The organism is Gottfriedia luciferensis (assembly GCF_001712755.1).
In the GTDB taxonomy this organism is placed as follows: Bacteria; Bacillota; Bacilli; order Bacillales; family Bacillaceae_G; genus Gottfriedia; species Gottfriedia luciferensis_B.
This window is the reverse complement of the sequence record NZ_MDKC01000023.1, coordinates 55,012-72,117: the sequence shown is the minus strand read 5'-3', so window position 1 is coordinate 72,117 and position 17,106 is coordinate 55,012. Positions and strand designations below refer to the sequence as shown.

At 32.6% G+C, this 17,106-nt stretch carries 23 protein-coding genes; 21 read left to right on the top strand and 2 right to left on the bottom strand.

Translation table 11 applies throughout. The features are described from left to right. The first annotated feature begins 96 nt into the window (after positions 1 to 96). The gene (gene mntR, locus BED47_RS13485) at positions 97 to 534 is read left to right on the top strand and encodes a transcriptional regulator MntR (RefSeq protein WP_069034089.1); all 438 of its coding nucleotides are present in this window, start codon (positions 97 to 99) and stop codon (positions 532 to 534) included. Positions 535 to 545: 11 nt separating this feature from the next. Here mntR and BED47_RS13480 read toward each other — a convergent pair whose 3' ends face one another. Continuing rightward, positions 546 to 941, bottom strand: coding sequence for an SA1362 family protein (locus BED47_RS13480; RefSeq protein WP_069034088.1), 396 nt, complete (start codon positions 939 to 941; stop codon positions 546 to 548). A gap of 110 nt (positions 942 to 1,051) precedes the next feature. After that, positions 1,052 to 1,981 (bottom strand): DUF1385 domain-containing protein, encoded by a 930-nt coding sequence (locus BED47_RS13475; protein ID WP_069034087.1) that lies wholly within the window; start codon positions 1,979 to 1,981, stop codon positions 1,052 to 1,054. A gap of 206 nt (positions 1,982 to 2,187) precedes the next feature. On the opposite strand from BED47_RS13475, the gene BED47_RS13470 reads away from it, so the two are divergent. The 20 genes from BED47_RS13470 to folD all read left to right on the top strand — a co-directional run bounded on the left by BED47_RS13470 (position 2,188) and on the right by folD (position 17,076). Beyond that, positions 2,188 to 2,805 carry a YqhR family membrane protein gene (locus tag BED47_RS13470; protein ID WP_084006912.1) on the top strand — a complete coding sequence of 206 codons (618 nt, stop codon included), beginning with the start codon at positions 2,188 to 2,190 and terminating at the stop codon, positions 2,803 to 2,805. Positions 2,806 to 2,893: 88 nt separating this feature from the next. Continuing rightward, a complete protein-coding gene (aroQ, locus tag BED47_RS13465) occupies positions 2,894 to 3,352 on the top strand; it encodes a type II 3-dehydroquinate dehydratase (protein ID WP_069034086.1) in 459 nt (152 codons plus the stop codon). Further along, positions 3,339 to 4,400 carry a M24 family metallopeptidase gene (locus BED47_RS13460; RefSeq protein WP_069034085.1) on the top strand — a complete coding sequence of 354 codons (1,062 nt, stop codon included), beginning with the start codon at positions 3,339 to 3,341 and terminating at the stop codon, positions 4,398 to 4,400. Before aroQ ends, BED47_RS13460 begins: the two co-directional genes overlap by 14 nt. 150 nt (positions 4,401 to 4,550) lie before the next feature. Further along, on the top strand, positions 4,551 to 5,114 hold the full coding sequence (gene efp, locus BED47_RS13455) for an elongation factor P (protein WP_069034084.1): 564 nt from the start codon (positions 4,551 to 4,553) through the stop codon (positions 5,112 to 5,114). Between the two features lie 81 nt (positions 5,115 to 5,195). Continuing rightward, positions 5,196 to 5,684, top strand: coding sequence for a DUF456 domain-containing protein (locus BED47_RS13450; RefSeq protein ID WP_069034083.1), 489 nt, complete (start codon positions 5,196 to 5,198; stop codon positions 5,682 to 5,684). A gap of 724 nt (positions 5,685 to 6,408) precedes the next feature. Continuing rightward, positions 6,409 to 6,690 (top strand): YqhV family protein, encoded by a 282-nt coding sequence (locus BED47_RS13445; RefSeq protein ID WP_025672203.1) that lies wholly within the window; start codon positions 6,409 to 6,411, stop codon positions 6,688 to 6,690. A gap of 16 nt (positions 6,691 to 6,706) precedes the next feature. Further along, the gene (gene spoIIIAA / locus BED47_RS13440) at positions 6,707 to 7,627 is read left to right on the top strand and encodes a stage III sporulation protein AA (protein WP_069034082.1); all 921 of its coding nucleotides are present in this window, start codon (positions 6,707 to 6,709) and stop codon (positions 7,625 to 7,627) included. Next, a complete protein-coding gene (spoIIIAB, locus tag BED47_RS13435; RefSeq protein ID WP_069034081.1) occupies positions 7,628 to 8,140 on the top strand; it encodes a stage III sporulation protein SpoIIIAB in 513 nt (170 codons plus the stop codon). A 12-nt stretch (positions 8,141 to 8,152) separates the two neighbouring features. Continuing rightward, positions 8,153 to 8,356: a stage III sporulation protein AC gene (gene spoIIIAC, locus BED47_RS13430; protein ID WP_088072847.1), complete on the top strand. Its 204-nt coding sequence runs from the start codon at positions 8,153 to 8,155 to the stop codon at positions 8,354 to 8,356. A 26-nt stretch (positions 8,357 to 8,382) separates the two neighbouring features. Beyond that, positions 8,383 to 8,772, top strand: coding sequence for a stage III sporulation protein AD (gene spoIIIAD, locus BED47_RS13425; RefSeq protein ID WP_069034314.1), 390 nt, complete (start codon positions 8,383 to 8,385; stop codon positions 8,770 to 8,772). A 21-nt stretch (positions 8,773 to 8,793) separates the two neighbouring features. After that, entirely contained in the window at positions 8,794 to 9,963 is a 1,170-nt protein-coding gene (gene spoIIIAE, locus BED47_RS13420; protein ID WP_069034080.1) for a stage III sporulation protein AE, read from the top strand. An 8-nt stretch (positions 9,964 to 9,971) separates the two neighbouring features. Beyond that, positions 9,972 to 10,589 (top strand): stage III sporulation protein AF, encoded by a 618-nt coding sequence (gene spoIIIAF / locus BED47_RS13415; RefSeq protein ID WP_069034079.1) that lies wholly within the window; start codon positions 9,972 to 9,974, stop codon positions 10,587 to 10,589. Between the two features lie 6 nt (positions 10,590 to 10,595). Continuing rightward, positions 10,596 to 11,288 carry a stage III sporulation protein AG gene (spoIIIAG, locus tag BED47_RS13410; protein WP_069034078.1) on the top strand — a complete coding sequence of 231 codons (693 nt, stop codon included), beginning with the start codon at positions 10,596 to 10,598 and terminating at the stop codon, positions 11,286 to 11,288. 21 nt (positions 11,289 to 11,309) lie between these two features. Beyond that, positions 11,310 to 11,897: a SpoIIIAH-like family protein gene (locus tag BED47_RS13405; RefSeq protein ID WP_069034077.1), complete on the top strand. Its 588-nt coding sequence runs from the start codon at positions 11,310 to 11,312 to the stop codon at positions 11,895 to 11,897. 461 nt (positions 11,898 to 12,358) lie between these two features. Further along, entirely contained in the window at positions 12,359 to 12,844 is a 486-nt protein-coding gene (accB, locus tag BED47_RS13400) for an acetyl-CoA carboxylase biotin carboxyl carrier protein (RefSeq protein WP_069034076.1), read from the top strand. A gap of 42 nt (positions 12,845 to 12,886) precedes the next feature. Then, entirely contained in the window at positions 12,887 to 14,236 is a 1,350-nt protein-coding gene (gene accC / locus BED47_RS13395) for an acetyl-CoA carboxylase biotin carboxylase subunit (RefSeq protein WP_069034075.1), read from the top strand. A 15-nt stretch (positions 14,237 to 14,251) separates the two neighbouring features. Beyond that, positions 14,252 to 14,650 (top strand): Asp23/Gls24 family envelope stress response protein, encoded by a 399-nt coding sequence (locus tag BED47_RS13390; protein WP_056475162.1) that lies wholly within the window; start codon positions 14,252 to 14,254, stop codon positions 14,648 to 14,650. A 183-nt stretch (positions 14,651 to 14,833) separates the two neighbouring features. Beyond that, the gene (locus tag BED47_RS13385) at positions 14,834 to 15,397 is read left to right on the top strand and encodes a GNAT family N-acetyltransferase (RefSeq protein ID WP_069034074.1); all 564 of its coding nucleotides are present in this window, start codon (positions 14,834 to 14,836) and stop codon (positions 15,395 to 15,397) included. A 385-nt stretch (positions 15,398 to 15,782) separates the two neighbouring features. Continuing rightward, entirely contained in the window at positions 15,783 to 16,163 is a 381-nt protein-coding gene (gene nusB, locus BED47_RS13380; RefSeq protein WP_069034313.1) for a transcription antitermination factor NusB, read from the top strand. Positions 16,164 to 16,200: 37 nt separating this feature from the next. Next, positions 16,201 to 17,076 carry a bifunctional methylenetetrahydrofolate dehydrogenase/methenyltetrahydrofolate cyclohydrolase FolD gene (folD, locus tag BED47_RS13375; protein ID WP_069034073.1) on the top strand — a complete coding sequence of 292 codons (876 nt, stop codon included), beginning with the start codon at positions 16,201 to 16,203 and terminating at the stop codon, positions 17,074 to 17,076. Positions 17,077 to 17,106 lie beyond the last annotated feature (30 nt).

Sequence of the window (17,106 nt, the reverse complement as noted above, 5' to 3'; positions counted from 1 at the left end):
TTCATGTTAATTGCACTTTTGGTTTATGTGGTGTATCATTTTATTGATGCTTATTGTGACGGAATAAAGTTTGAATGAGTGTATTGGAGGAAGAACATGCCCACACCTAGTATGGAAGATTATATTGAACAAATTTACCTTTTAATTGAAGATAAAGGGTATGCTCGTGTATCTGATATTGCTGAAGCATTATCTGTACACCCATCGTCAGTAACCAAAATGGTGCAAAAACTAGATAAAGACGATTACTTAATTTATGAAAAATATAGAGGATTAATCCTAACACAAAAAGGTAAAAAAATGGGAAAAAGACTTGTCTATCGCCATGTATTACTTGAGCAATTCTTAAGAATTATTGGTGTAGATGAAAACTTAATTTATCAAGATGTTGAAGGAATGGAACATCATATGAGTTGGGAAGCGATTGATCGAATTGGAGAACTAGTTCAGTTCTTTGAAGAAGATAAAAATCGAATCGAAGCATTAAAAGATATTCAAAAGTCTAATGAAGCCCAATCGAATTCAAATAATTAAAAAGACCGTGCTTAGTAGGAAGCACGGTCTTTCTTTTTGCCCTTTTCACCCTCAATCACAGTTAAGTGACTTGCATCCTTTGATCGTTTTTTTAACAAAGGAGTGGAGGTACTTTTTCTTGAAGTGGGCTTTGATTTGTTAATCGATTTTTTAAACGAGCTAGATTTTTGAGTGTTATATTTTTTTATAGTTTGTTTTGCAGCCTTACGATAGGAGTCTTGTTGGCCTCTTTGACTGTTTGAAGATGTAAAAACTCTATAAATAAAATAAATAATTAAAAGGATTAATCCAATAAACAAAAATCGTTGTAATAATTTTGCTGGATCGTTTATCAACTGAGCAATTAAGCCAAAAAGTGCTAATGCTATAATTCCATAAAATATTGATGTGTACACTTTTTGATTCACTTTAAGCACCTCCTATGGTGAAGAGTAAATAATGTATTAGAAAAACATTGTTTCTTATAGTTTATTACATTTTATCCAATAAGTTGATATTTTTTATAAAATTCTGTCAATTAATTCTTGTTATTTTTTTCCACTTCTAAAAGTCGGTTAAATGAAGCGATTGAGACTTCAACTTGATCATCAGTTGGTTCTTTCGTTGTTAATAATTGAAGCCATAATCCAGGGTAACCTACCCATCTTAATATAGGAACATTTCGAACTTTATTTGTTAATTGGAGAACTTCGAACGAAACACCTATAACGACTGGAATTAATAAAAGTCGATCGACAATTCTTAGCCATAGTGGGCTAGTTGGAACTAAGAAGTATATGAACATACCAACTATTACAGTAAATAGGATAAAGCTACTTCCACAACGATAATGTAGTCTAGATTGTGATTGGACTCCTTCAATCGTTAAAGGAATATTATTTTCATATGCATTAATCACTTTATGCTCGGCACCGTGATACATAAACACTCTTTTTATAAATGGAGTCAATGAAACTAAGTAAATATAAATTAATAAAAAACCTAGTTTTAAGATACTTTCTATTACGACTTGTTGAAAATCGGTTTCAAATATTGGTTTCAATGTTGCTGCTAGTAGTACCGGTACAAGTGTAAAAATAACTTTTCCAACTATAAATGATAAAACGGCTAGTAATGAAAGTCCGAGATAAGTTGCAAGTGTACCTTTTTGTTTTTCACGCTCAATTGCAATTTTCTCATCATCTTTTGGATCAATTCCATATCTTTCAGTTGAGTAATTTAAATGCTTAGATCCATTAATACTTGCTTGTATAATCGCGACTACACCACGGACAAAAGGAATTTTCTTTAATTTTTGCATTGTCCGATTTATATGTATCGGTTCTTCATAATATTGAATTTCTTCATTTGTCCTGCGGATAGCAGAGACTGTATGTGTTTTGCCACCAAACATTACGCCCTCTACGATTGCTTGACCCCCATAAACTGCTTTATTTTTCTCTCTCATGTTGCACCAACCTAAACTTGTTTTTTATCTATTACTATCTATTGTAAATGTAAGCATAATAATGGTGCAAGTAAGAAGTAGGAAAATCTAAATAATAATCATAATATTTTTAATTTTCTAATAAAAATTCAGAATCACATTAAAAATTTCTTAGTTGGACATAATACTCAGAGATATTTAGCAATGTATGGAAAGGGAAATGTTAAATGCAGGAAAAAGATAAAGAACAAGAAAAAAATCAAGATCAGGTTCAAGAACAAGAAAAAGGTATACAGGATCAAGAAAACAATCAAAACCAAGATCAAAATCAGAGTAAAAGCCAAAATGAATACCTAGTCCAAGGTGGCGATGGTGATTCAAAAGGGAATAAGAACTTTAATAAGATTGTAAGTATTGGGTTTTTTGGTGGCATATTTTGGTCTTCAGTTTTGTTAGTTCTTAGTTATTTTGACTTTACTCAAATTGGTCCAAATTTTGTTTTAGAAAGAATCAAACTTGGAAAATGGGCAAATGGTTATGTTGAAAACTTAATTTCTATAGTTGGAATAGGCATTATTTCAATCATTATTGCATTTGTATTTTATTTTATCGGTAGAAAATTTAACGGAGTTCTGCCAGGTATATTTTTTGGATTGCTCCTTTGGGTTATTGTTTTTATTCTTCTAGGTAAAATAGCATTCGATTTAAAAGCAATTAAGGATTACTCATCTGATACGACAGTTACTACAATCTGTTTATTCATTTTATACGGAACTTTTATTGCATATTCTGTTTCTTTTGCATTTCAAGAGCAAAAGGCATATTTGCGTGGCTATTCAAAATAGTCTGGCCTATGATAAAATAAACCTTGGGTATTCCAAGATATGTGTATTTGGGATAAATATGCCGAAATGATGGGTGGAGACTTTTAAAATGGCTAAGTTTTTATTATTGAATGGACCTAATCTAAATATGCTCGGTCAGAGAGAAGTTTCTATCTATGGTTCAACTACATTAAAGGATATTGAGGATCATTTATCATCGCTTGCACATGAAGATGGGGATACGATTGATTGCTTTCAATCGAATCATGAAGGTGAACTAATTGATCAGCTGCATGCGGCAAATAATGTCTATGATGGGATTCTATTTAATCCTGGCGCATTTACTCATTATAGTTATGCAATTCGTGATGCAATTGCAAGTATTACCGTACCAACTATTGAAGTACACATTTCAAATATACATAAAAGAGAAGAGTTCAGACATACTTCAGTTTTAGCTGCAGTAACTGTAGGGCAAATCGTTGGTTTAGGTGTGTATGGATATGATTTAGGTTTAAGTGCGTTAAAAAAGATTAGTAGGGGAGAGAAAAACAATGGAAAAAATTAAAAAGTTACGTGAAGCTTTAGTAGAAAAAGGAATAGATGCATTATTAGTTACTAGTACATACAACAGACGTTACATGACGAACTTTACAGGTTCTGCTGGTGTTGCTTTAATTACACAGGACAAAGCTTTATTCATTACTGATTTCCGCTACATTGAACAAGCTACTAGCCAATGTGAAGGTTATGAGATTGTTAAACATGAAGGTTCAATTCCAGCTGAAGTTGCAGCTTTAACAGAGAAATTTGGCGTAGCAAAACTTGGATTTGAGCAAGATCATGTTACGTTTACAGAATTTGGTTCTTACCGCAAAGTGGTAAAAGCAGAATTAGTTCCTGTAAGCGGATTAATTGAAAAATTACGCTTAATTAAAACGGATGCAGAGATTTCAATCATTAAGGAAGCTGCTAAAATTGCAGAATCTGCTTTTGATCATATTTTAGGATTTATCCGTCCAGGTGTTACTGAATTAGAAGTATCGAATGAGTTAGAATTTTTTATGCGTAAATTAGGTGCTACTTCATCATCATTTGATACAATCGTTGCTTCTGGTACTCGTTCTGCTCTTCCTCACGGTGTAGCATCAGAAAAAGTAATTGAAACAGGTGATTTTGTAACGTTAGATTTTGGAGCATACTATAAAGGTTATGTATCAGATATGACTAGAACAGTTTCTGTAGGTGAGCCTCATTCTGATTTGAAGAAAATTTATGATATCGTTCTTGAAGCTCAATTACGTGGTGTTAACGGGATTAAAGCAGGTATTACAGGTAAAGAAGCTGATGCTTTAACACGTGATTATATTACTGAAAAAGGTTATGGAGAATATTATGGACATGGAACTGGCCATGGTATTGGTCTAGAAGTACATGAGGGACCTGGCGTATCATTCCGTTCTGATACAGTATTAGAGCCAAATATGATCGTAACTTGTGAACCAGGTATTTATATTCCAAATCTAGGTGGAGTTCGTATAGAAGACGATTTAATCGTTAAAACTGGTGGTAACGAAAACTTAATGTCTTCACCAAAAAATCTAATCATTTTATAAGTTTTCATTAGATTAGAAATTAGAACTACACAAAAAGCGTATTTTACTTTATGATATAAAGTTGTAAAAGAAATTCATGGTAAGAGAAATGGTTCTTTTTTTACACAATACATACTTATAGAACCATTTCATTTTTTAGGAGGATATTTAATGATTTCAGTAAACGATTTTCGTACAGGTTTAACAATTGAAACTGACGGTGGACTTTGGCAAGTAATGGATTTCCAACACGTTAAACCGGGTAAAGGTGCTGCATTCGTACGTTCAAAACTTCGTAACCTACGTACAGGTGCTGTACAAGAAAAAACATTCCGTGCTGGTGAGAAAGTAGCGAAAGCTCATATTCAAAACCGTAAAATGCAATATTTATATGCTAATGGTAACCAACATGTATTCATGGACAATGAGTCATATGAGCAAATTGAATTACCAGAAGCAAATATTGAGCGTGAATTAAAATTCCTTAAAGAAAATATGGAAGTTTATATCATGACGTTTGAAAGTGAAATTTTAGGTGTTGAATTACCAAACACAGTTGACCTAAAAGTAGTTGAAACTGAGCCAGGTATTAAAGGTGATACTGCTTCTAACGTTACAAAACCAGCTACAATGGAAACTGGTTTAGTAGTACAAGTACCAATCTTCATTAATGAAGGCGAAGTATTAATCATTAACACAACTGAAGCTAGCTACGTTTCACGTGCAAAATCTTAATTTAATGTAAAAATGGGGGCACTAATTTAAATAGTGTCTCTTTTTTTCTATTAACCAATTTAAATAAGTAAGGGTGATTAAATGGTTACATCAATTGTTCTTTGGACATTGATTATCATTTGTTTTGCATTGGCGTTTATTGCGCTAATCAAACCAATAATTCCAGGTGTACCAGTATTATGGGTGGGCTTTTTAATTTATTACTTTGGTATTAATAAAAGTAATTTAAATATGTCGTTTTGGATTATTATGCTAATTTTTACAGCTGTTATTTTTCTAGCGGATATTCTAGCTAATAAATACTTTCTAAAAAAATATGGCAGTACAAAAACTGGTGAAAGAGTAGGTTGTTTAGCTGTAATCGTAGGATCGTTTGTTTTTCCTCCCTTTGGCTTAATTATCGTCCCATTCATTTCTGTTTTTATTGCTGAGAAATTACAAGGGAAGAATACGAAAGAGTCAATAAAATCTGCATGGGCGACAGTTGTCTCTTTTATTAGTAGCTCATTAGCAAAAGCGGTATTGCAAGTTATTATGGTAATAATCTTTTTTGTTTATATTATATTTTAATTAGTATTAGAATCTTTTATTTAAACAACGAAGAAAGAAATTTTTAATTTAATTGACAAGTTTGTCTTTCAACAGCGTGAGAGAGAGAAGTTATACGACTTCTCTCTCAGAATGTTAAAAAATAAAATGGTCAATATGGAAAACGGACATTAAATTCAACTTATTTATAATGAAATTATCATTTTTTGGATCATTTATTAATGGTTTTAAATGTTAATATTTTGAGCTATTTCATGATTTCAAAAATCACTAGTAGTGAATTTCAGAAGTTAAAATTACTATGGACTAATTTTTAGAATAACAAATTCAAGAATAAGTTCTAATTAATGTTCGATATTTATTGACCTAAACAATAGTAGGTTACTCTAAGTAAAGGCTTTTTGATTAGAATTTATTGCAGACTTTTTTCGATGAATAAGTTGATTGGAACGGAGGGCTGCTCGACTCCTATGGGATTAGCGGGAAGGCTAAAGACCCCGCAGGCTTGCCGAGGAGGCTCAGGTCTCGCCCCATGGAAAGCGAGCATCCTGTAGTGGAAATCAGCATCACTCTACTCCTTTTGCGAAAATATGATAATTTAATTGAAGAGGTTGTTTTTCAACAACGAGAGAGAGAAGTTATATGACTTCTCTCTTTTTTTGTGCCTTCGAATTAATGTTTGTCTTCTGAAATGGACATGTTCAGCATATTAGTAATAAAAACGAATGAAAAAAGGTGTGTAGCTATGAAGGATTGGATTGATTCAATGGATCGAGCAGTTCTAAGTATGGGAATGCTCAGAGTTTTTGGTGGAAGTGTTGAATTGATTGCTGCTTTTACAATTTTGTATTTAAACGACATTAAGAAAGCATTAGCAGTAAATAGTGTTTTGGCAACTGTCGGACCGATTATCCTCATTTCAACAATGGCTATTGGAATTATAGGTGTTGCATCTAAATTAGACCCTATTCGATTAGTTTTAGTTGTTTGTGGTGTGTTTTTAATATTGTTGGCAGTTTTTAAATGATAGGATGTGACCTTTTATGAAAGAGGTTTTCAACGTATTGCCTTCATTAATTAAAGAAAAGTTACAGCGTTCATATGGAGACTTACATCAAGTTGAGGAGTTAAGGTTAAGAATTGGGCGTCCGGTTGAAGTGATTTCTAATAATCAGTCAAATTTTATTCCTTATATCCTAACAGAAGAAGAAGGCGCTCAGATTCTTGGGAAGTTAAGTCAATTTTCAATTTATACAATTGAGGAAGAATTGAAAAAAGGCTATATCACAATTAAAGGTGGGCATCGAGTCGGGTTAGCTGGTCGCGTTGTTACCGAAAACGGAATGGTTAAAATGATTCGAGATATTAGTTCATATAATTTTCGTATTGCAAAAGAAAAAGTAGGAATAGCTAGTCCATTTGTAAAGTATGTTTATGAAGGAAGATGGAAAAACACTATGCTGATTGGCCCACCTCAAGCAGGGAAAACCACATTACTGAGGGATTTTGCTAGAGTGGTGAGTCAAGGCGATGCCATAAGAGGAATAAGACCTGGGAAGGTTGGCATTGTTGACGAACGATCTGAGATAGCGGGTTCAGTTAAAGGGGTTCCTCAATATACATTTGGTGAAAGAATCGATGTATTAGATGCATGTCCTAAGGCTGAAGGAATGATGATGCTTGTAAGGTCGATGAGTCCTCATGTCATTCTTGTAGACGAAATTGGAAAAAAGGAAGATGTCGATGCAATTTTAGAAGCGATTTTTGCCGGTGTTCAATTAATAGTGACCGTCCATGGCTATTCTCTTGAGGAAATTAGAAAACGTCCTTCTCTTTTGCCTTTGTTCCAAAATGGGACATTTGAACGATTTATTGAAATTTCAAATTTTCCTTCACCAGGTACTGTAACGGATATTAAAAATAAGGATTTTACAAGTTTATTTCATCCAAGGGCGGTGCTTTAGATGAGATGGATTGGAGCACTTATTATCATTTTTTCAACAAGCTGGCTTGGATTTTATTTTGCAGGTAGATTATCAGAACGAACAAAAGAATTAAGGGGCTGGAAATTGGCGCTTCAATCTCTTGAGGCAGAGGTAATGTACAGTCAATTGCCACTGCAAGAAGCGTTTAGAAGAATTTCGAGTCAATTGAAAGGACCAATTAATAGTTGTTTAAAGGATTTTGCAATTCAACTTGAAACGAGTGCATTTTCAGCGAAAGAAGCCTGGGAAAATTCATTAATGAAATATGCAAAAACTGTCTCGATTAAAGAGTCTGACATACAAGTGTTATTACAATTTGGTGAGACAATTGGTATGCATGATAAATATTCACAACAAAAACAAATCATTTTAGCATTAAAGCATTTGGAAAGGGAAGAGCAAGAAGCAATCGATTCACAGGGTAGTTATGAACGAATGTCTAAAATGCTAGGTGTTTTGAGTGGAATCTTAATCGTTATATTACTCTTGTAGGAGGAATTTAAATTGATTACAAATTATGCGCTGATGTTTCAAATTGCTGGGATTGGAGTAATTGCTGCAATTATTCATGCGGTCTTAAAAAAAGCCGGACAGGAAGAGTTTGCTACTTGGACGATTATTACTGCATTCATTATCGTATTTCTTCAAGTTATCACTAAAGCTGGAGATCTATTTAATAAAGTTAGGGATGTATTTCTATTTCATTAGATTAGGGGTGAGAGTCTTTGGAAATCATCCAAATTGTTGGTATTGGTTTAGCTGCTACATTTGTCATTCTTCTATTAAATCAATTTAAAATGAATAATTTTACTTTAGCAATAACTGTTTTTATAAGCTGTGTTTTGTTTTTATTTTTATTAGATAAGGTGCAGTTCTTATTAGATCAAATTCAAAAACTAGCAAATCAAGCTAGTATTAAAAATGTGTATGTTGAAACTTTATTAAAAATAATTGGGATCGCATACATAGCTGAATTTGGAGTTCAAATTACGAAAGATGCAGGCCAAGGGGCAATTGCTTCCAAGATTGAATTAGGGGGCAAAGTACTCATTTTGGTTCTTGCAGTACCGATTTTAACAGCCTTAATTGAAACAATTTTAAGTTTTTTACCAAAAATTTCTTAAGTGTAAGGGGAGGAGGACATTATGTCAAAAAGGATGAAAGTTTTTCTTCTTTTCTTTACTCTCTTTTTTTTAGTACCAAGAATTGTACAAGCTGCTCCTCCACCTGCTGAAATAGTAAATGAACAAATACAAAAGTTAGGAATTGATGACGTTCAACAATATTGGGATGAAGTTGTTCATCAATATGGTGGTTTTTTACCAGAAAGTCAAAAAGGAGACTTTATCCAATTTATAAAGGGAGAAAAGAAATTTTCATTACAAGAGTGGTTTATTGCATTTGCTAAATATATATTTTTTGAGTTATTAAGTAATGGGAAAATATTAGGGATTTTAATTATGTTAGTTATTTTTAGCTCTTTACTCCAATCATTACAAAATGCATTTGAGAAGAGTACGGTTAGTAAGATCGCTGATAATGTGGTTTTTCTAGTACTTGTAGTGTTTGCATTAAATAGTTTCTATGTTGCAACGCAGGCCACCCAAGATGCAATTACAGTTATGATTGATTTTTTACGAGCACTAATTCCTATTTTACTAGCTTTGATTGCAACATCAGGTGGTGTTATTTCTGTTGGCGTTTTCCATCCAATTTTAATTTTTTTAATGCATACAAGTGGATTACTAGTGACGTATTTTGTACTACCTTTAATTCTTGTATCTACAATTTTAAGTATTGTAAGCATTATAAATGATGAGTTAAAGGTGACGAAACTAGCTTCTTTAATAAGAAATGTTGCTGTAGGTGTCCTAGGAATCTTTTTAACTATTTTTTTAGGTGTATTAAGTGTACAAGGTTTGACGACTGCAGTTTCGGATGGGGTAGCAGTAAAAACAGCAAAATTTGTAACAAGTAATTTTGTTCCGGTTGTTGGTAAAGTTTTTGCAGACGTTACAGATACAGTTATTAGTGCGTCTTTATTATTAAAAAATACTGTTGGGATAGTAGGTTTAGTTACTTTACTAGCAATCGTTGTATTCCCAGCTATTAAAATATTAGTTTTAGCTTTAATTTATAAATTCTCAGCGGCGATTTTACAACCAGTTGGAAGTAAAAATATCATTAGCACAATTGATACGATCGGAAAAAGTGTAACTTATTTATTTGTTTGTTTATCAATTGTTTCATTAATGTTTTTCTTAAGTATGACTTTAATAATAGCGGCAGGAAACATTGTCGTCATGTTTAGGTAGGTGAAAAAATGGAATTCTTTATACACTGGGTTTCAAATATTATCGTTTATATATTAGTTGCAACCGTCATTATGATGTTAATTCCAAATACCGGCTTAGCAAAATATGTCCGATTTGTCGCCAGTCTATTATTAATTGTCATGATGCTCCAACCAATTTTTCAATTATTCAGAGTAAATATAAAAGAAGTGCTAGCTGGATACCAGTCAAAAACGTATGAAGCAAATGGCGAAATAAAAAATGAAATAAATAATAAGAAAAATGAAATACAAGAAGCAGAACGTGCATATATATTAAAACAAATGGCTGTCCAAATGAAAAAGGACGTTGAAAAAAGCTTTACAAAAGAGTTTGAACAGGTCATTACAAATGTGGATTTACAAGTAAAAGATGGAGTTAATACAGTCAAAACAGCCCAGGACCTGTCCAAAGTAATCGTTTACGTTGGCCCTAAAAAAGATGAGACAAGCAATGTAGAACCTGTTCAAGAAGTATCAATTAATACCGATCAGCCAGTTCAGACAGACGATGAAAAAATTAAACAACAAGAGTTACAAACTTTTTTAGCAAATAAATGGGAGCTTGAGGACAAGCAAATCGAAGTCAAGATGGAAGGAGGGGAGTAATGACAAATGAAGAAAAAGATTCCACCAATAAAATTAGCAGACTTTCTAAAAGGAAATGGCGATGACAAAACCTCTTCTGACAAAGAAAAAAGTCCATTTAAACTGACGAGAAAATATGTACTAGCTCTACTGGGACTCGGGATTTGTTGGATGATTGCAAGCAGTCTATTTGCTAATACAAATCAAAAAACGAATTCAATGCTTTCACCTATTTCCACACAAACGAGTGGAACACCAAAAAATAATGAAAAATCTGTTGAGACTCTTGGAAGTGATGGTGGAAAATCATCATCAAACAAAATGGAAGAATATGAAACAAAATACGAGCAGCAGCTAACAGAGACATTAAATAATATGGCTGGTGTAAGTAATGTAAAAGTAGTAGTAAATCTTGAAGGTAGTGGAAAGAACGTTTATCAAACAAATAAAACGAATCGTTCTCAAGAAACTGAGGAAACAGATAAACAAGGTGGGAAACGAAATATTGATGATCAATCACAAGAAGAGCAAGTCGTCATTATTGATAACGGTGATAAACAAGAACCTGTTATAGCCGAAACTGAAATGCCAAGAATTAGAGGTGTACTCGTTATTGCTAAAGGCGCAGAAAACCTTGAAGTAAAGCAAATGATTCGAGAAGCTGTTATACGATTACTTGATGTACCAAGCTATCGTGTCTCTGTACAACCAAAAAAATAAGAGGAAGAAGGTAAAAGTTAAATGAAAAAACAAACAATTTGGTTATTAACAATGTTAAGTTTAGTAGTTGTATTATCAGTTTATTATGTTACAACACCTGATAATTTAAAAACAACAAGTTTTATGAACATGAATAACAATACAAATACAGATTCATTAGACTCAACTCCTAAAGATACTAAGAAGACAGATTCTAATACAGATTCTAAAACAAATACTTCTAAACAAAATGGTAAAGAAACTGCTTCTCAAGAAAATTCTACTAGTGAAGTATTCTTAAAACAGCGTATGGAACAAGAAGATCAAAGAAGTCAATTAATTGATGAATATAAAGCTACTGTTGACTCAGCAACTGCTTCAGCAAAAGAGAAGAGTGATGCATTCACTAATATGAATGAACTTCAAAAATTAACTGCATTAGAATCAGATGTAGAAACTATGATTAAAGAAGCTGGCTATAAAGATGCACTAGTTCGTTCTGATAATGATGAAGTAAAAGTCGATGTAACATCTGCAAAACCAAGCAGAAAAGCAGCAAATGACATCATTCAAATGACTAGAAGCGTCTTAGGTGAAAAATTAGTAGTTGTAAAATTCCAAGTTAAATAATTTTTTGGACAAAGCCAGTAGAAGTCATTCTACTGGCTATCATTTTGTATAAAAGGCAATTGTCAGTTTGACCAATTTTCTACAATATATGAAGCATGGTAGAGGTGATTTTCAACTTGGAATGGAAATCGACTAAGTACCTTATGTATGGAAAAGTCAAAATAAAAAGCTTTCCATTGTTTAGATCTTCTGTTGCCAGTGGGATTAACTACTGGCTCTTCATTTTTTTAATAAGCATATAAATAATTAATATGAATTTTAGGATTATTCCTAATTCCTCTACACTTTTACGTCTTTGGTTTTCCCTGTTATAATAGTTTATATTGAATTATTTTTGGTAAGGAATAATATATAAATATTCGTTGTAAAATAGCTAAAAATAATTAGGAATTACAATAATTTGTTGAAAAGTTTAGTATTAGGTTATAAGATTAGACTATATGTCTTAAGGGGTGAACAGAATGAAAATTCATGAAATTAGAGAACTAATTAAGTTAATCGATCAATCAACAATAAATGAATTCGAATTTGAGGATAATGGTGCTATCGTTAAAATTAAAAAAGGTGGACAAACAACTGTCGTTACAACTACTCCAGTTGTACACCAAGAGGTAGCTCCTGTTGTTACATCTGCTCCAGTTGCAACTTTAGATAGACCAGTTGCTGCAGAAGTTGCTGCACCTGTAGTGGAAAAAGAAGATACAAGTAACTTACATAAGATTACATCACCGATGGTAGGTACTTTCTACGCATCTCCATCACCTGATGCAAAAGAATACGTAGCAATAGGTGATCGTATTAAAAACGATTCAATCGTTTGTATCGTTGAAGCAATGAAGCTATTTAATGAAATCGAAGCTGAAATTGAAGGCGAAATCGTTGAAGTACTTGCTAAAAATGGTCAATTAGTAGAATACGGTCAACCATTATTCTTGGTTAAGGCCTAATACCTACAAAGTTAACAGTACTTTACTAGAGAAGGTGAAGAAATGAAAAAGGTTTTAATAGCGAATCGTGGAGAAATCGCCATTCGAATTATTCGAGCATGTAAAGAATTAAATATTGAAACAGTTGCTATTTACTCTGAAGGAGATAAAGAAGCATTACATGTTCAAATGGCTGATGAAGCTTATTGTGTCGGTCCTAAATTATCAAAAGATAGTTATTTAAATATGACTAATATCATTAGTATTGCAAAATTAACTGGCTGTGATGGAATCCATCCTGGTTATGGTTTCTTATCAGAAAATGCTAGTTTTGCAGAATTATGTACAGAGTGCAATGTGAAATTCATTGGACCAACGGCTGATTCTATTTCTAAAATGGGAACAAAAGACGTTGCTCGTGAAACAATGAAAGAAGCAGGAGTACCAGTAGTACCTGGTTCACAAGGTATTATTCAAAGTATTGAAGATGGTAAAAAGATTGCTGCAGAAATCGGCTATCCAGTTATTATCAAAGCTACAGCTGGTGGCGGAGGTAAAGGGATCCGTGTAGCAAAAGATGAAATCGAACTTGAAAAAGGTATACAAATTACTCAACAAGAAGCTCAAACAGCTTTCGGTAATCCGGGTGTATATCTTGAAAGATATATTACAGATTTTAGACATGTTGAAATTCAAGTTTTAGCAGATGAACATGGTAATACAATTCATCTTGGAGAACGTGATTGCACAATTCAACGTCGTCTTCAAAAATTAGTAGAAGAAGCGCCATCTCCTGTTTTAGACGAAGAAACTCGTCAAAAAATGGGTCAAGCAGCTGTTCGTGCGGCTGAAGCAGTAAATTACTGGGGTGCTGGTACTGTTGAGTTTATTTATGAACCACATACTAAAAACTTCTTCTTTATGGAGATGAACACACGTATTCAAGTTGAGCATCCTGTAACTGAATATATTTCTGGTATTGATCTTATTAAGCAACAATTATTAATTGCTAAAGGTCATCCATTAAAATTAACTCAATCAGAAGTATCTTTAAAAGGTTGGTCAATTGAGTGTCGTATTAATGCTGAAAATCCAGATAAGAACTTTATGCCGTCCCCTGGTAAAATCATTACGTATTTACCACCAGGTGGTCCGAATGTTCGTGTTGATTCTGCTGTATATAGCGGATACACAATTCCGCCATATTATGATTCAATGATTGCGAAAGTTATCGTGCATGGCAAGACAAGAGAAGAAGCAATTGCTATAATGATAAGAGCACTTGAAGAATTTGTGGTAGAAGGAATTTACACAACAATTCCATTCCATTTAAATTTATTGCAAAATGAAATCTTCGTAAAAGGGAAGTATAATACTAAATTCCTTGAGGAGCATGCGCTTGTTAAAGGATAAAGTGGAGGGATCTGTATGAACGAAAATCAGATTTTAGAAATGGGTACTGCGACATTAGGTCGAGTAGAAATCGCACCTGAAGTAATCGAAGTAATTGCTGGTATTGCAGCTGCTGAAGTTGAAGGTGTTTCAAGCATGCGTGGAAACCTAGCATCTGGTATTTCTGAAATTATCGGTAAGAAATATCACGGTAAAGGTGTCCGAGTTGATTTATCAGAAGATCGAATTACAATCGATGTATACATTCTAGTTAAATTTGGTAAGTCAATCCCAACTGTAGCAGGTAATGTACAAGACAATATTCGTCAAGCATTATTAACGATGACAGGTCTTGAATTATCTGAAGTAAATGTTCACGTAGTAGGAGTTCAATTCGATACGAAACCTGAGCAAGAAGCTCCAATTGAACTTTAATAGGATAAAAAGAGTCTCTATTTAATAGAGGCTCTTTTTTTTGTTTTGTTAGATAAGAAGTAGGGATCGTTTTATGTAGTTCTTTCATTTCGGTGTATACTTTTTCCGGTTCTATTGTAACTAATTAAATATTTTGAAATATGTTAAAATTTATATATAAATGAAATAGAAATAGGTGACAATATGATTTTAAATTTGAACACAAATCGAATGAACTTACGTGAATTTGTTGAAAGTGATTGGCAGCAAATACATAAATATGCATCCCAATCAGTTGTATGTCAATTTCAGCCATGGGGACCGAATACAGAGAGTGAAACAAAGGAATTCATTCAAATCATACTAAGAGATATGAAACAAATAAATAGGACTAGATTTGCATTTGCAATAATAGAAAAGAAATCCGATAAATTAATAGGATCAATCGAGTTTAATATTAGGGATGAAATTAATCAAATTGGTGAAATAGGGTATATAATTCATCCAAACTATTGGGGCAAGGGATTTGCTAGTGAAGCTACTAAAGAAGTAATTTCATTTGGATTTAAAAATTTTAAACTTCATCGAATATTTGCGACATGTGATGTTAGAAATATTGCATCAGCAAAAGTTCTTGAAAAATGCGGATTAAATTTAGAAGGTAAAATGCGTGAAGATCTATTATTAAGAGACGGCTGGAGAGACACTTATTTATACAGCATACTAGAACATGAATGGCTTAGGGGTCAGGAAGGCCAGGAAAGTTAATAAAATCTGGTATTAGTTGGAAAGTTTTTTTATTTCTTAAAAATCTTTGCATTCCCTTTAATCCCTCATTTTCTTAATCTATCTTTTTTAATGTTCGTGTTTTGGTATATAAATTTTATTTTAAAGTAATAAAAAGGAAATTTTTTTAAAAAAACACAAACATTATTCTGTTATTTTATTGGATTTTAAGTTAAAATGTAGAAAACAGTTTAAAGTATTGAGTTTGCTTAGAAACGTTAATAATAATAAAAATTAGAGTTAATACAGACAGTCGTTGGAACTTATTAAAAAAAATGGTAAAATAACGTGTTACTATACAAAATTAGAATTCGTTATTACCTATGCAACGAATGATGAATTTAGCTTAAAGGAGTTTATTATTTTGATGAAACGTAGAAAAGCAAGGGAACTTGCATTACAAACATTATTCCAAATGGATTTAAGTGAAGCGAATGCTTCAGATGCATTAGAGCATGTATTAGAAGAAGCTGAAGAAAAACAGGATGCATTTTTAGAGGCAATTGTAACAAATTTTGTTAGTCATAAAGAAGTGATTGACGAACAATTAGCTTCAAATATCGAAAGCTGGACGATTGATCGTTTAGGTAACGTTGATCGCAATATACTTAGAATCGCTCTAGTAGAAATTAATTACTTAGAGGATGTTCCAAAAAGTGTAGCAATCAATGAAGCGATTGAAATTGCTAAAGTTTACGGTGATGATGATTCTAGTAAATTTATCAATGCGGTATTATCAAAATTCTAAATAGATAGATTGTTTATATGCATAGGGGGAAACTAAAATGGTAGCAACATTAATTAATGGTAAAGAAGTTTCAGTATCAATTCGTGAGGAATTAAAGAATGGTGTTTCAGAATTAAAAAATCAAGGTATTACACCAGGTTTAGCAGTTGTTTTAGTTGGAAATAATTCTGCTTCAAGAACATATGTGAATTCGAAGCATAGAGCATGTAATGAATTAGGAATGTATTCTGAAGTAATTGAATTACCTGAAACAGTTACTGAAGATGAGTTATTATCCGTTGTAAACAAATTAAACGATGATCAGTCAATTCATGGTATTTTAGTTCAGTTGCCATTACCTGCTCATATCTCAGAAAAGAAAGTAATTGAAACAATTTCTCCATTAAAAGATGTTGATGGATTTCATCCAATTAATATTGGAAGAATGATGACGAATCAAGATTCATTACTACCTTGTACTCCTTTTGGTATATTAAAATTAATAGAAAATACAAATATTCCGATTAGTGGAAAACATGTCGTTGTTATTGGACGCAGTAATATTGTAGGGAAACCAGTTGGACAACTATTCTTAAACGAAAATGCAACGGTTACTTATACACATTCACGTACAACTAATCTAAAATATATTACAAAGCAGGCTGATATTTTAATTGTTGCTATTGGCGTAGCAAAATTAATTACAGCTGATTATGTTAAAGAGGGAGCAATTGTAATTGACGTCGGCATGAATAGAGACGAAAATGGCAAATTATGCGGAGACGTAAATTTTGAAGATGTAAAAAATGTTGCTGGTTATATTACTCCTGTACCAGGTGGAGTTGGACCAATGACAATTACAATGCTACTTCATAATACGTTAAAAGCAGCTTCTCAAATTGATAGTAAATTAAATTTGAGTACTAAACTTTAATCTTATTGCTTTGTAAGAATGAAAGAAGGG